The 14,191-nt window shown below is 60.9% G+C and carries 13 protein-coding genes; 12 read left to right on the forward strand and 1 reads right to left on the reverse strand.

The window, feature by feature from the left end:
- The 3 genes from HMPREF2978_RS03645 to HMPREF2978_RS03655 form a co-directional block, all read left to right on the forward strand.
- Window positions 1-469: lyase family protein (locus HMPREF2978_RS03645; protein ID WP_246818720.1), on the forward strand; the 469-nt coding region annotated here is incomplete at its 5' end.
- A 309-nt stretch (window positions 470-778) separates the two neighbouring features.
- Window positions 779-2,086: an anaerobic C4-dicarboxylate transporter gene (locus tag HMPREF2978_RS03650; protein WP_070520532.1), complete on the forward strand. Its 1,308-nt coding sequence runs from the start codon at window positions 779-781 to the stop codon at window positions 2,084-2,086.
- A 72-nt stretch (window positions 2,087-2,158) separates the two neighbouring features.
- Window positions 2,159-3,826, forward strand: coding sequence for a formate--tetrahydrofolate ligase (locus HMPREF2978_RS03655; protein WP_070744111.1), 1,668 nt, complete (start codon window positions 2,159-2,161; stop codon window positions 3,824-3,826).
- Between the two features lie 27 nt (window positions 3,827-3,853).
- Here the strand turns inward: HMPREF2978_RS03655 and HMPREF2978_RS03660 are convergent, their stop codons facing one another.
- Window positions 3,854-4,657, reverse strand: coding sequence for a RecB family exonuclease (locus HMPREF2978_RS03660; RefSeq protein ID WP_070528270.1), 804 nt, complete (start codon window positions 4,655-4,657; stop codon window positions 3,854-3,856).
- 75 nt (window positions 4,658-4,732) lie between these two features.
- On the opposite strand from HMPREF2978_RS03660, the gene HMPREF2978_RS03665 reads away from it, so the two are divergent.
- The 9 genes from HMPREF2978_RS03665 to tatA all read left to right on the forward strand — a co-directional run bounded on the left by HMPREF2978_RS03665 (window position 4,733) and on the right by tatA (window position 14,011).
- Complete coding sequence (locus tag HMPREF2978_RS03665; RefSeq protein WP_070528267.1) at window positions 4,733-5,995, forward strand: M18 family aminopeptidase; 1,263 nt, start codon at window positions 4,733-4,735, stop codon at window positions 5,993-5,995.
- A 38-nt stretch (window positions 5,996-6,033) separates the two neighbouring features.
- Window positions 6,034-6,870 (forward strand): tRNA (adenine-N1)-methyltransferase, encoded by an 837-nt coding sequence (locus HMPREF2978_RS03670; protein WP_070528264.1) that lies wholly within the window; start codon window positions 6,034-6,036, stop codon window positions 6,868-6,870.
- A 44-nt stretch (window positions 6,871-6,914) separates the two neighbouring features.
- The gene (gene arc / locus HMPREF2978_RS03675; protein ID WP_070528261.1) at window positions 6,915-8,489 is read left to right on the forward strand and encodes a proteasome ATPase; all 1,575 of its coding nucleotides are present in this window, start codon (window positions 6,915-6,917) and stop codon (window positions 8,487-8,489) included.
- Window positions 8,486-10,030 (forward strand): depupylase/deamidase Dop, encoded by a 1,545-nt coding sequence (gene dop / locus HMPREF2978_RS03680; protein WP_070528257.1) that lies wholly within the window; start codon window positions 8,486-8,488, stop codon window positions 10,028-10,030. The genes arc and dop overlap by 4 nt, the downstream gene beginning before the upstream one ends.
- 36 nt (window positions 10,031-10,066) lie before the next feature.
- On the forward strand, window positions 10,067-10,258 hold the full coding sequence (locus tag HMPREF2978_RS03685; RefSeq protein WP_010186632.1) for a ubiquitin-like protein Pup: 192 nt from the start codon (window positions 10,067-10,069) through the stop codon (window positions 10,256-10,258).
- A gap of 47 nt (window positions 10,259-10,305) precedes the next feature.
- Complete coding sequence (gene pafA / locus HMPREF2978_RS03690) at window positions 10,306-11,688, forward strand: Pup--protein ligase (protein WP_070528253.1); 1,383 nt, start codon at window positions 10,306-10,308, stop codon at window positions 11,686-11,688.
- A gap of 31 nt (window positions 11,689-11,719) precedes the next feature.
- On the forward strand, window positions 11,720-12,709 hold the full coding sequence (locus HMPREF2978_RS03695; RefSeq protein ID WP_070528250.1) for a helix-turn-helix transcriptional regulator: 990 nt from the start codon (window positions 11,720-11,722) through the stop codon (window positions 12,707-12,709).
- A complete protein-coding gene (locus HMPREF2978_RS03700; RefSeq protein WP_070528244.1) occupies window positions 12,702-13,667 on the forward strand; it encodes a helix-turn-helix transcriptional regulator in 966 nt (321 codons plus the stop codon). Before HMPREF2978_RS03695 ends, HMPREF2978_RS03700 begins: the two co-directional genes overlap by 8 nt.
- Before the next feature lie 80 nt (window positions 13,668-13,747).
- A complete protein-coding gene (gene tatA / locus HMPREF2978_RS03705) occupies window positions 13,748-14,011 on the forward strand; it encodes a Sec-independent protein translocase subunit TatA (protein ID WP_070528242.1) in 264 nt (87 codons plus the stop codon).
- The last annotated feature ends 180 nt before the right edge of the window (window positions 14,012-14,191 follow it).

Below are 14,191 nucleotides of genomic sequence, written 5' to 3' on the forward strand. Positions count from 1 at the left end.
CTCCTCCATCATGCCGGGTAAGGTCAACCCGGTTATCCCGGAGGTTGTCAACCAGGTCTGCTTCAAGATTTTCGGTAATGACCACGTCGTGACCATGGCAGCTGAGGCTGGTCAGCTGCAGCTCAACGTCATGGAGCCGGTTATCGGTGAGGCGCTGTTCCAGTCCATCCGCATCATGGGTAATGCCGTCGATACCCTGCGTGAGAAGTGCGTCACGGGCATCACCGCTAACGCTGATGTCTGCCGTGCCTACGTGGAGAACTCCATTGGTATCGTCACCTACCTGAACCCGTTCATCGGCCACCACAACGGTGACATGATTGCTAAGGAGTCCCTCAAGACTGGCAAGGGTGTCAAGGAGCTCGTTCTGGAGAAGGGCCTGCTCGATGAGGAGACCCTTAACAAGGTTCTGTCCGTTGAGAACCTCATGCACCCGGAGTTCCGCGGTCAGCTCTACATCGATGAATAAACCGTCAACAGCACCAGTGTTGTAAATACCCTCTGCTGTTTCGTCCACGCCCGTACTGCCTCACTGAAGGTGGTACGGGCGTTTGGCTGTTTTCAATCCAACTGATGCTACCGACACCGTGGACACCCCGATGGGGGAGCATTGGTTGACATCGGTGTGTAAACGGACACAATCGGGCCTGGATTCTCGCCAAAGCCACATAAATAGGGCAGAATTGGAACTGTCAGTTGTCGCGCCCAGGTCGTGTACTGACCACAGCGCGAATTACCACCCATACTGCAGTTCACCTGCACATATTGGAGTTACATAATGGTTGTTGTGCACATCATTATCGTCCTCGCGGCGATTTATCTCGGTGCCCGAATTGGTTCGATCGGCATTGGTATGGCCGGCGGCTTGGGCGTTCTCTTACTCGGCCTCACCGGTGTCCCCGTAACACGTGAAGACATCCCCTTTGACGTCATTGGCATCATCATGACCGTGATCGCCGCCATTGCTGCCATGCAGCGTGCTGGCGGTATGGACTATCTGGTCTACCTCGCCGAGAAATTCCTTCGCAAGAACCCAAAGAGGATCACGTTCTATGCGCCTATCGTTACCTGGTTGATGACCGTCTTGGCGGGCACCGGCCACACGGCGTTCTCCACGCTTCCGGTCATCGTTGAGGTGGCTAAGGAGGGCAAGGTTCGTCCTTCCCGCCCGCTTTCGATTTCCGTCGTAGCCTCCCAGATGGCAATCTGCGCCTCACCTATTTCCGCAGCCGTTGTTCTGTTGGCTTCGCTACTGGAGCCGATGGGCGTGGGCTATTTGCAGATCCTCGCGGTCCTCATTCCGGCTACGTTCCTCTCCATTTTCCCTGCCGCTTGGGTAGCAAACCGCTCGGGCGCAGAACTCGAAGATGACCCCGTTTACCAAGAACGCAAGGCCCAGGGCTTGGTGAAGCTGCCGCAAGGTTCCCAGAACTACGCTCCGGCACAAGGTGCAAAGACCTCGGTCATCATCTTCCTCGTCGCCATCGTCATCGTGATGCTGTGGGCCACCCTGACCTCATCCCAGGTGGGTCTCATCGAGGAACCGACGCTGCCGCGTAACGAGGCCATCATGACGGTGATGCTCACCGCTGCGACCCTCATCGTCATGGTCACCAAGGTTCCCGCCGGCGACGTTCTCAACACGCCTGTCTTTAAGTCGGGTATGTCCGCTTGTATCTGCGTGCTCGGTGTCGCATGGTTGGGTACCACGCTGATCAACCACTACATGGAGGACATCCAGGCCATCTCCGGGTCCATCATTGAGTCCGCCCCGTGGCTGCTGGCCATCGTACTCTTCTTCGCTGCGGCGCTCCTGTACTCGCAGGCCGCAACCACCAAGGCTCTCATGCCGGCAGCCCTGGCCCTCGGCGTCAACCCGCTTACCGCAGTGGCTGCCTTCCCAGCAGTGTCCGCGCTGTTCATCCTGCCGACGTACCCGACCTTGTTGGCGGCCGTCGAAATGGATGACACTGGCTCGACTCGCATTGGCAAGGCTGTCTTCAACCACCCGTTCATCATTCCAGGCACTGTGAGCATCGTCTTGTCGGTCCTCCTGTGCTACGCCTTTGGCGCAGTCCTTATCTAGCATCACCTAGCATCATTTAGAAATAATTTGATGTTGCTTAGCGCGCTTCTTTAGCGCGCTAAGCTGGTGAGCATGACTACGCAACCTTCTGATGTTGATATTGCTCAAGCTCACCAGCTCGAACCGATTTCGGATATTGCTGCACGTGCAGGCATTCCGGAGACGGCCCTTATTCCTTATGGGCAAAGCAAAGCCAAAGTGGATATCACTCAAGTTGGGGATACTCCCGCAGATGGCAAGTTGGTCCTCGTCACCGGCGTCTCACCGACGCCAGCCGGCGAGGGTAAATCTACTGTTCTTATCGGCTTGACCGACGCCCTCACGCAGCTGGGCAAGAAGGCTATCGTCGCCCTTCGCGAGCCTTCCCAGGGCCCTGTCATGGGCATCAAGGGCGGCGCCGCGGGTGGCGGCTACTCTCAGGTTGTCCCAATGGAGGACATCAATCTCCACTTCACCGGTGACTTCCACGCTATCGCCGCGGCCACTAACACCTTGGCCGCCATCATCGATAACCACATCCACCAGGGCAATGCGCTCAACATCGATCCGCGCCGCATTACCTGGCAGCGCTGCGTTGACGTCAATGACCGTGCCCTGCGCCACGTTGTTACCGGGCTCGGTGGCCCCGCCCATGGCGTGCCGGGGGAGACTGGCTTCACCATTACTGCGGCATCGGAAATCATGGCCATTCTCGGTCTCGCTACCGATTTGGCAGACCTGAAGAAGCGCCTCGGTGATATCACTGTGGGTTACACCTATGACCAAAAGCCGGTCACTGCCCGCGAGTTGGGGGCAGAAGGCGCACTCACCGCGCTGATGCGCGATGCACTCAACCCCAACCTAGTCCAGACCCTTGGCGGTACTCCCGCCTTCGTCCACGGCGGCCCCTTCGCCAACATCGCTCATGGCTGCAACACGCTGTTGGCCACCCAGACTGCTATGCGCTTCGGCGATATCGTCCTCACGGAAGCAGGTTTCGGCGCGGACCTCGGTGGCGAGAAATTCATGGACATCAAGTCCCGCTTCGGTGACCTTGATGTGGCCGGTGCGGTCGTCGTGGCAACGATCCGTTCGCAGAAGTACAACGGTGGGCAGCCGCGCGAGGAGCTCACCACGGAGAACCTGGAAGCCCTGAAGAAGGGCGTGGTGAACCTCGAGTGCCACGTGGAGAATTTGCGCAAGTTCGGGCTTCAGCCAGTGGTCGCGCTCAACCTCTTCTGGAGCGATACCGAGGCCGAGCGCGAGTTCATGCGCCAGTGGGCCGCCGATTTCGACGTCGCGCTCGAAGAAGCAGAAGTGTGGGCCAAGGGCGGAGCGGGAGCAACAGCGCTGGCTGAGCGCCTTCTGGAGAATCTTTCCGAGGGTAACTCCCACCAGCTCTATGATCCCGCTGAGGGCATCGAGGCCTCCATCGACACCATTGCTAGGGAAATCTACCGCGCCGAGCGGGTGGAGTACTCGTCTAAGGCGCTGAAGGATTTGAAGTACATCAAGGACAACGGTTGGGAGGAGTTCCCAGTCGTGATCTCGAAGACTCAATATTCCTTCTCGGATGATCCGAGCCAGCTCGGCGCCCCAGAAGGCCACGTCCTTCATGTCCGCGAGCTGCAGCCCCGCACAGGCGCTGGCTTCATCGTGGCGCTGACCGGCGACGTCATGACCATGCCGGGCCTTCCCAAGAAGCCTGCGGCGAACAACATCGATGTTGCCGCTGACGGTTCCATCTCTGGGTTGTTCTAAACCACGGCCCGTTTTACGCGGCGCAGTCTACGAACTTTGGCCTGGCCACCCGGGATACTCGGGTGGCGTACCGCCGAAGGCGGGGCAAAGATCCTGAAAGGAACACCAGCCGCACAGCTTCGAGGTCTTTGGCCTAAAGTCTCCGGTCTTGCCATCGCCTTCGATCTTGGCCCAGAGCTCACCTAGGTCACGCTCGAAGTACTCGAGTTCCTCCGGCCCAGGCGTGAGGAACATCGAATCCAAAACCTTGAGGTACATCAGCCGCAGCTGCGTAGGGATGGTGCCAAGTAGCCGCCAGTACACCAGCGCGTAGAAATTCATTTGGAACTGCGCGTCCTGGGAATAACGGGGGAGTGGCTTCTTTCCGGTCTTATAGTCCACCACGCGTACCTCGCCGGTGGGAGCAACATCAACGCGGTCGATGAACCCGCGGACGGGCACGCCGTTGGGCAGAACTGTATCGACGTACATCTCGCACTTGTGGGCGTCGAAACCTTGGGGGTTTTCCATCTGGAAGTAGCCTTTGATGAGCTCGCGTACTTCGACGAAGAAGTCCAGCTCCTCGGGCTCTGGTACCAATTCACGCAGCTCCGGATCGGATTCGAGCATCACCGCCCATTCAGGCTTGATCATCTTCACCGCCACTGGGTACTCGCGCTCCTCACGGGGTAGCTTGTGCATTTTCTCCAGCACAGCGTGGACCAGCGTTCCCTTGACCTGCGCCTTTGTCTTAGGTTCAGGCAGCTTGTCGATGGCTCGGAAGCGATAGAGCAGTGGGCATTGCTTGTAGTCGGAGGCGCGGGAAGGGGAGAGGGCTAGTCGTTTCGGCATAATGTTTCTCAGACTAGCGCATAGGCACCCACAGTCCTTCCGGCATCACCCGGCAGTCCGTGGCAAGCTGGAAGCATGAGCACTACGCAAGATTTTCTCGATTTCATCGCCGCCAGTCCCTCCTCCTACCACGCGGCTGAGGAGGTAGCGCGCACGCTCGTTGATGCGGGGTTTAGCCGCCAAGACGAGTCTGCCGAGTGGTCGGCAGCACCAGGCGGTCACGTCATGGTCCGGGGTGGTGCGGTCATGGCTTGGTTCGTCCCCGAAGGTGCCGGTCCGGATTCGGGTTTCCGGATTATCGGCTCCCATACTGACTCGCCCGGTCTTGCTCTCAAGCCCACCCCGGATTTCGACTCCGCAGGTTGGCAACAGGTAGCCGTGGAGGTTTATGGCGGAGTCCTTCTCCACAGCTGGTTTGACCGCGAGCTCACCGTCGGTGGTCAAGTCGTCCTGCGCGATGGCACCCGCCACTTGGTCAATACCGGCCCCTTGCTGCGCTTGCCTTCGCTGGCTATCCACCTCTACCGCAAGGATGAATTCAAGCCGGATCGCCAGCGCCACATGCAGCCGGTGCTCTCCGTGGGCACACCGGAAACGTCGGTGATGGGGGTCGTCGGCAAGCAGCTCGGCGTAGACCCAGAGGACATCGCTTCCTTCAACCTGATTACCGCCGACGCCCAGCGCGGTGAGGTCTTCGGTGCCGGTGAGAGGCTCATCGCTGCCGGCCGCATGGACAACCTTTCTTCCGTTCATGCTTCGCTGCGTGCCCTGCTGGCTGCTGCGAAAAGCGCCGACTCCATCGAGCACAAGGACGTCCTCGTCATGGCGGCTTTTGACCACGAAGAGGTGGGCTCCTCTTCGCGCTATGGTGCGGGTGGGCCGATTCTGGGTGATATCTTGACCCGCACCGCGCGGGCGCTTGGCGCCAATGAGGAACAGCGCTTCCAGATGTTCGCGCGCTCCAGCTGTGTCTCTGCGGACGCCGCCCACTCCGTGCACCCCAACTACGCGGAAAAGCACGATCCCACTCACCACCCGATCATCGGCCAAGGCCCGGTCACCAAGATCAACGGCAACCAGCGCTATGCTTCCGACGCCAACACTGTAGCTCTGTGGGAATCTGCCTGCCGTCGTGCGGGCGTTCCGGTCCAGCGCTTCGTGGGTAATAACGACGTGCCCTGTGGCTCCACCATCGGCCCGATTTCCGCCACCCGCCTGGGCATCCCCACCGTCGACGTCGGTGTGCCGATGCTTTCGATGCACTCGGCCCGCGAGCTGGTAGGCGAGCGCGACCAACTATGGCTTGGCGACGCCCTTGAGGCATACTTGGTGGGTTAATCCTTGCCACCCCAAATTATGTGAAAGGTTTCCACGCCATGGCTTATTCTGGCCCCTTCCGCTACGGCGACCGCGTGCAGCTCACGGATGCCAAGCGGCGTCATTACACCATCGTCCTCGAGGAGGGAGGCCAGTTCCATTCGCACAAGGGCATCATCAGCCACGATGACATCGTGGGCATGGATGAAGGCTCCGTCATCGATTCGACGCTGGGCAGCTCCTTCCTCTTGTTCCGCCACCTCATGGTGGATCACGTCTTGTCGATGCCGCGCGGCGCCGCGGTGATTTACCCCAAGGACTCCGCGCAGATTCTGGTCGAGGGCGATATCTTCATGGGTGCGCGCGTGCTGGAAGCGGGCGCCGGTTCCGGTGCACTCTCAATGACCCTCTTGCGCGCCGTAGGGCCAGAAGGCCACGTTTTCTCCTATGAGGTACGCGATGACCACTTGGAATACGCCGTGGATAACGTCGCCGAATACTTCGGTGAGCAGCCCGAGTGGTGGAGCCCGCGGCTTGGCGATTTGGCCAATGTGACCGTCGAGGAGCTCGGCGGTCCCGTGGATCGCGTCATCTTGGACATGCTCGAGCCCTGGGAGCACCTCGAGAAGGTGCGCGACATACTCATCCCGGGCGGCGTCTTCATGACTTATGTGGCCACCGTGCCGCAGCTGATGAAGGTGATGGAGGGCATCCGCGAGCTGAAGTGCTTTACGGAGCCACGCGCCTGGGAGTCCCTCGTACGTGAATGGAAGGTGGAGGGCTTGGCCACCCGCCCGGAGCATCGCATGAATGCGCACACGGCGTTTCTGATCTGGACGCGCCGGCTTGCCGACGGCGTCACCCCGCCCCGCCCGCAGCGCCGCGCCCGAAAATAAGCCCCGAGGTTAAACGTGGCGCACTGCGCGCTAGGGTGGACCCTATGAACGATGCCACTCATGCCCAGGAACTTGGCCAGCAGCGTCGCCAGATAGAGCAGCTCGCTGAACGCAATGCCAAGCTTGCTGCCCTGTTGAAGGATGCACGCACGAAGCTTCAGCAGATGCTCGCCGAGGTGGACGCCCTTGCGGAACCCGCCTCCACATACGGTGTCTTTCTGGGCTATTCTGGGCGCGCCCATGATTTACACCGCGACGCCGAGGTTTATACCAATGGCCGAGCCATGCGAGTCAAGATTTCGCCCAACTTGGAGCCAGGCTCCCTTAAAGTAGGGCAGCAGGTCCGCTTGGGTGAGGGCTTCGTCGTCGTGGAGGCCTGCGCCCCGGTAAATACTGGCGCGCTGGCGACGCTCCAAGAACGCCTAGGCACCGACCGCGCGGTGGCCATTAATTCCTCCGGTGAAGAGCAGGTTATTCTCCTCGCTGCAGCGCTGCGGGATACCGTGCGCGCCGGCGATACCCTCTTGGTCGAGTCCAAATCAGGCGTGGCCACCGAACGAGTGCACAAGACTGAGGTAGCGCAGCTCACGCTGGAGGAAGTTCCAGACGTCTCCTACGAGGATATCGGTGGTTTGGACGAGCAGATCTCCCTCATCCGTGACTCTGTCGAGCTGCCCTTCCTGCACCCGGAGCTCTACCGCCAATACGATCTCCAGCCGCCGAAGGGCGTGCTGCTCTATGGTCCGCCTGGGTGCGGTAAGACGCTCATCGCCAAGGCAGTGGCGCATTCTCTGTCGGCGTCGCTCGGCGCTACTGCCCCCAGCTACTTCCTCAACGTGAAGGGCCCAGAACTTCTCAACAAGTTCGTGGGTGAGACTGAACGCCGCATTCGCCTCATCTTCGAGCGCGCCCGCGAGCTTGCTTCTGAGCCCACTGCGGATGGCAGCCAGCGGCCGGTCATCATCTTCTTCGATGAGATGGAGTCCATCTTCCGCACGCGCGGTTCCGGTGTGTCCTCCGATATGGAAACCACCGTTGTCCCGCAGCTCTTGACGGAGCTGGATGGCGTCGAAAAGCTCAGCAATGTCATCGTCATCGGTGCCACCAACCGCGAGGAGCTCATCGACCCCGCCATCATGCGCCCGGGGCGCCTCGACATCAAGATTCGCGTCAACCGGCCCACCAAGCAGGGTGCGCGCGAAATCTTCGCCCGCCATTTCCCGGACACCGTTCCACACGAGGGCGAACTTTCCCAGCTCATCGATACCGCAGTGGAGGATCTCTACGCGGAGCGCCCCTTCGTCACGTTGCACTTCTCCAACGCGGATCCGCGCGTATTGCACTACCGGGACTTCGTCTCCGGCGCGATGATCGCCAACATCGTCTCCCGCGCAAAGAAGCTGGCTATCAAGGAGGCGTTGGACGAAACCAACGCGGCGGGGGATACACAGCCCGCCGGCATTACCGCCGCGCACCTGCACCAGGCCATCGCTGCCGAGCAGGCTGAATCGGAATACGTACCTACATCCGCCAACCCGGAGGAGTGGGCCAAGATCGTCGCCGGGACCTCCGCCGGCGCGCATGTCACCGGGGTCGAATTGATGGGAGTACAACCTTGAGTCGTGTTCTAGGTACCGAGACTGAGTATGGAATCTCTACGCCGTCCAACCCGGCGCTATCACCGATCGTGACGTCCACCCATGCTGTTGTGGCTTATGCCGCCCTGCATACCGGTGCGCGCTCCCGTTGGGATTTTCGGGAGGAGCACCCGCTACGCGATAGCCGCGGCTTCGATCTCAAGCGCTATCACACCGTGCCCGTGGTGGACCCGAACGCCTTGGGTGTGGCCAACGTGGTGACCGCCAATGGCGCGCGTTTCTACGTCGACCACGCTCACCCCGAGTACTCCTCGCCGGAGTGTACGAATGCCTGGGATGCGATGCTTTACGACGCCGCCGGCGACCTCATCCTGCGCCGTGCAGGGGAGGCCGTGGCATCGCTGACAGCGCAGGGCACGTCCGTGCTGGCCACACACGATACCTGCCCGCCGCTGAAGTTCTACAAGAACAATGTGGACGGCAAGGGTGCTTCCTATGGCAGCCACGAGAACTACCAGTACTCCAGGGAAACTGACTTCGAGGAAATTGCCCAAGGGCTGATTCCCTTCTTCGTTGCCCGCCAGGTGGTCACCGGTGCTGGGCGCATGGGTTTGGGTGCTGACGGCGAAGAGCCAGGTTTCCAGATCTCGCAGCGCGCGGACTATATCGAGCAGGAGATTTCCCTGGAAACCACCCTCAACCGCGGCATCATCAATACCCGCGATGAGCCGCACGCGGTGGCCGAGGACTTTGGACGCCTACACGTCATCATCGGTGATGCCACTATGTCCCACACCTCGACGCTGCTCAAGCTGGGCATGACGTCGCTGGTGCTCGATGCCATCGAGAGCGGCGTGGACTTTAGTGATCTGCGCCTAGCAGAGCCGGTGGAGGAGGTGCAGCGGGTCAGCCGCGATCTCACCTTGACGCACCAGCTGGCGCTTCGCGACGGCCGCCGCCTCACCGCCCTTGACATCCTCGCCGCCTACCGGGAGAGGGTTACCGCCGCCTCCGAGGCGGATGAGAAGGTACTTGCCGCCTGGGATGAGGTTGTCGCGCTCTTGGCCGACAACCCGCTCAAGGCCGCCCACCTGCTGGATTGGGTAGCCAAATACCGCCTGATTAAGGGCTACCTCGACCGCGGCGTGGCCGCCGATGACCCGAAGCTCGCGCTCATCGATCTCCAGTACACCGACATCGACCCGGCCAAGTCCCTCTACCACGCGCTGGTTCGCAAGGGGCAGATGCGGTCCTTGGTCAGTGAGGAAGAGATTGCTGCTGCAGCGGAAACGCCGCCCGCAGATACCCGCGCTTACCTACGCGGCCACGCCACCCGGAAGTTTGGGGAGGAGGTCTTGGCGGCGTCTTGGCAGTCGCTGACCTTCCGCATCGGTGAGGCCGAGGGAGCCAACTCTGGAACCGCCTGCGTGGCACTCGACGACACAAAAAGACTCGGGCAGGACGAGGTGGGCGCTCTGCTGGAATCTGCGGACAGCGCCGCCGATTTCGTTAATAGTTTGCGCCAGCTCGGGGTGCGAATCGAGTACCCTACACTGTATTAGCGCAGCATTTTCCACTCGCGAAAGGAGCTCTAGAAGATGAGCGGACAGCAGTCTCAGATCAACGCCGGCGGCGGCAACGGTCAAGGAGGCGACACCCCGGAGTTCGACGCCGGACAAGTCAGCATCAACAGCGCGGGTACCGATGACCTCCTCGATGAAATTGACGGTCTTTTGGAGTCCAACGCCGAGGAGTTCGTGCGCTCCTACGTCCAAAAGGGCGGCGAGTAAAGGTGGAGCAGCCCTCCGATAGCGCCCCCGTTTACGCACGGCGGATTATGGGCATCGAAACCGAGTACGGCATCACCGCTAGCGCCAACGAGGGACAGCGAGTGATGTCCCCGGATGAGATAGCCCGCGTACTTTTCCGGCCCATCGTGTCGAAGTACTCCTCCTCCAATATCTTCAGCCCCAACGCCTCCCGCCTCTACCTGGACGTGGGTTCCCACCCGGAGTTCGCTACCGCGGAGTGCGATAGCCTCAGCCAGCTCATTGCCTATGAGCGCGCCGGCGACGCCATGGTCAACCGCATGGCCGTGCAGGCGGAAAAAACCTTGGCGGACGAGGGGGAGAAGCGCGCCGTCTACTTGTTCAAGAATAACGTCGATTCCGCGGGCAATTCCTACGGCTGCCACGAGAACTATCTCATCAGTCGCCACGTGGTGCTCAAGGACCTTGGCAAAGCCCTGTTGCCGTTTATGATTACCCGGCAGCTCATTTGCGGTGCGGGGATGATCAAACCTGCCAAAGGCGAGGAACCTGCGCGTTTCGTGCTCTCACAGCGCGCCGACCAAGTCTGGGAAGGCGTGTCCTCTGCGACGACTCGCTCTCGCCCCATCATCAATACTCGCGATGAACCGCATGGTGATTCCAAGCGTTTCCGCCGCATGCACGTCATCGTCGGTGACTCCAACATGGCCGAGCCCACGATGGCCCTCAAAGTTGGCTCCACGCTGCTCATGCTGGAGATGTTAGAGGCTGGCTTTGAGGTACCGGAGCTTTCGGTGCTTGATCCAATTCAGCACATCCGCGCCATCGCGCTCGACCCAACCGGCCGCACCGAGCTTCCGCTCGAGGGAGGCGGCAACACCACCGCGCTTGCCGTGCAACAGGAGCTCTGTACCGCCGCCGAGCGCTGGCTGGAGCACCGCGAGGACGCAGGCACTCCGACGGCTGAGTTGGCTCGTGTCGTGGACTTGTGGAAGCGCACCCTCCAAGCGATTGAGACTCAGGATTTCTCCGGCGTTGACCGCGAGATCGATTGGGTCATCAAGCGCAGCCTGCTGAACCGCTACCGCGAGCGCCTGGACGGGGATTGGGCGCACCCCAAACTGGCCCAGATCGATTTAACCTACCACGACATCCGCCCAGGCCGCGGCCTCTACAGCGTGCTGGAGCAGCGCGGCATGGTGGAGCGCTGGATCGACGATGCTGCAATCGATGCCGCCGTCGACACCGCCCCGCAGACCACCCGTGCCAAGCTGCGCGGGGAGTTTCTCGCGGTTGCCCGCGAGCTCGATGCCGCGGTAACGGTGGATTGGACGCGGATGAAGGTCAACCGGCCTGAGCCGATGACCGAGGAGTTCTCCGACCCCTTTGTCTCCGAGGACCCGCGCCTAGATGGGTTGTTAGACTACATGCGTTCGCACCCAGGCTCTTAGAGCCTTAGAGCTGATCAAGGAACCTGCCACTATGCCCTCAGCAGATCGAACTGCAGCCAGGACGCCGGTCAGAGACCGCGCTATCGAAAGGCTCACCAACCTCACCTTTGCGCTGCATGGCGCAGCGCACCAAGGCGGGGTTCCGGACCGCAGCGCGGCGTGGATCCGCAGCCACGTCGAGGGCTACCAATCACGCAGCGACGAGGCCTTTCACAAGCAACTTTCCCGTGACATCCTGACCCTGCAGCGCGCCGGCGTGCCAGTAGTACACAGTAGTGGGGCGGAAGGTTCGCTGTATCGCCTCGATCCCGAAAGCTACCAGCTGCCTCCCGTCGATTTCACGCCGGAAGAAGCCATGGTGTTGGGCGTTGCCGGCGGGATTGGCACCCCGGGCGGCTTGAGTGATTTCAGCTTGTCCGCGTGGACAAAACTAGCGGCCTCGGGAGCCTCCCGCGACCTGCGCGGCGCGCCCGTCTACACCGCGGTCAATGACATGACCAGGCTGAGCCCAGAGCTCGTCACCGGGGTGATTACCGCCGTGCGTGCGGGGCTGCGTATCTCCTTTGATTACTTTGCCACGCCCTCAGCCGAGCCGGTTCGCCGCCACATGGACCCGTGGGGGTTGGTCAATCACCGTGATCGCGTCTACCTCGTCGGGTGGGATGTGGACCGGGAGGCACCCCGCACCTTCCGCGCCACCCGCGTGGACAACGTTAAGCGCTCGCGCGCTGGGGCCACCCACCTCGAGCCCACCGCGCCGCTGCAAGATCTCGTCGTGGAAGCGCTTGACCGGGGAGACACCGTCGATGCCCTCCTTGAGGTACCAGATGGCCAGGCCGCGGAGCTTGTCGACGCCGGACGCAGACGCGCGGATGGCCTCCTTGCGCTGACGGGCGTGCGCCGCGATTGGCTAGTGCGCACCGCCGCGGGATATGCACCAGATGTCGTGGTGATTGAACCGACAGAAGTTCGTTCCGACATCATCGCGCTCTTGAGTGGGGAGGAATCGCACCATGGCTGATCAGCCACGCAAACTGCAGTCTCTTGTTCGCTCCCTCAACCTCATCCCATACCTGCGCAACCACCCAGGGGTGACCCCGATGGAGGCGGCCGAGGATTTGGGAATGACCCCTGCTGAGCTTAAGGATGCCGTCGACAGGCTCTTCTGCTCCGGGGTGGGCCGTAATACTGAGGATCTTATCGACTTAAGCTTCAGCTACAGCGATGGCATCGAGATCTACAACGACCAAGGCTTAACCCAGGCCCTGCGTCTGACCCCAACGGAGGCCGGCGCGTTGTTGCTAACGCTCGAGTCTCTTGAGGCAATGCCGGGGCTTGTCGACGTCTCCGCGGTCCATGCCGCCGCCGCGAAGCTACGCGCGATTATGGATGAAAAGACCGCCGCCATCTACGATTCTCTGGCCACGACGGATCCGGAGGAGTCCGAGGTGCAAGCGGCGTTGGCGGGGGCCGTCGACAAGCGCCGGCAAGTGCGTTTTACCTACTGGAGTATGTCCTCCAACCGCACCAGCGAGCGCACCGTGCACCCGGCACGAATATTCATCGTGGATGGCGAACCCTATTTGGTGGCCTGGGATGAATCGGTGGGGGAGCACCGTACGTTCCGCTTGGACCGTATGAGTGATGTTGAGGTGCTTGACGTAACCGCCACCCCGCACCTGCGCAAGCTAGACTTCAACCCCGATTCCCCCTTTGGTCTAGATCACACTCTTGTTGCGCAGCTGGAGATTAACCAAGAATTCACCTGGCTGGCCGAGCACTACGACATCACGCTCGGCGAACGGCTGGAAAATGGCTTCATAGCTGCCACAATGCCCGTCGGTTCCGAAGCCTGGTTTAGCCGCTTCGCCCTCGGCCAAGCGGACCGAATGCGGGTCGTGGGGCCACCGAAGCTTGTCGACGCCATTTCGCAACATAGAAAACGGGCGTTAGAACGTTATACTCAACTGCCAGACTAAGAGCACTTCTGTGTGCAGACTGCCCAGCCCCGCTGCGTGGACCTGTACGCTCCATCTACCAAGAAAGTAGAGGCACCCCAATGACTGTGGGACCTATGGAAATCGGCCTTATTGTTCTCGTCATCGTGCTGCTATTCGGCGCCAAAAAGCTTCCGGAGCTAGCTCGCTCCATGGGCCGCTCCATGCGTATCTTTAAGTCCGAAGTCAAGGAGATGAAGGAGGAGAACAACACTCCCGAGCAGCAGGCTCAAATTGCTGCATCGAAGAAGAACGATGAGGACTTCTGGAACAGCCCGGAGATGCAGCCGCGCACGTCCAAGCCGGCTGACGGAAACCAGAACTAATGATCTTTCCCGGCAGGCAGGCCACGCTCCGAGTCCCTCGGAGTGCTGAGGTCTCGCCTGTCGCCGTGGGCTTTTCTATGGAGGTCTTGCTTTGAGTACCGCGAGTACACCGTCGAATGCTGCTTCTAACGCGCCGAAGCAAAAATGGAGCTCAAAGCTACGCCGCAAGCCCAAGAACCC

This window comes from Corynebacterium sp. HMSC074C01 (assembly GCF_001814605.1).
Lineage (GTDB): Bacteria > Actinomycetota > Actinomycetes > Mycobacteriales > Mycobacteriaceae > Corynebacterium.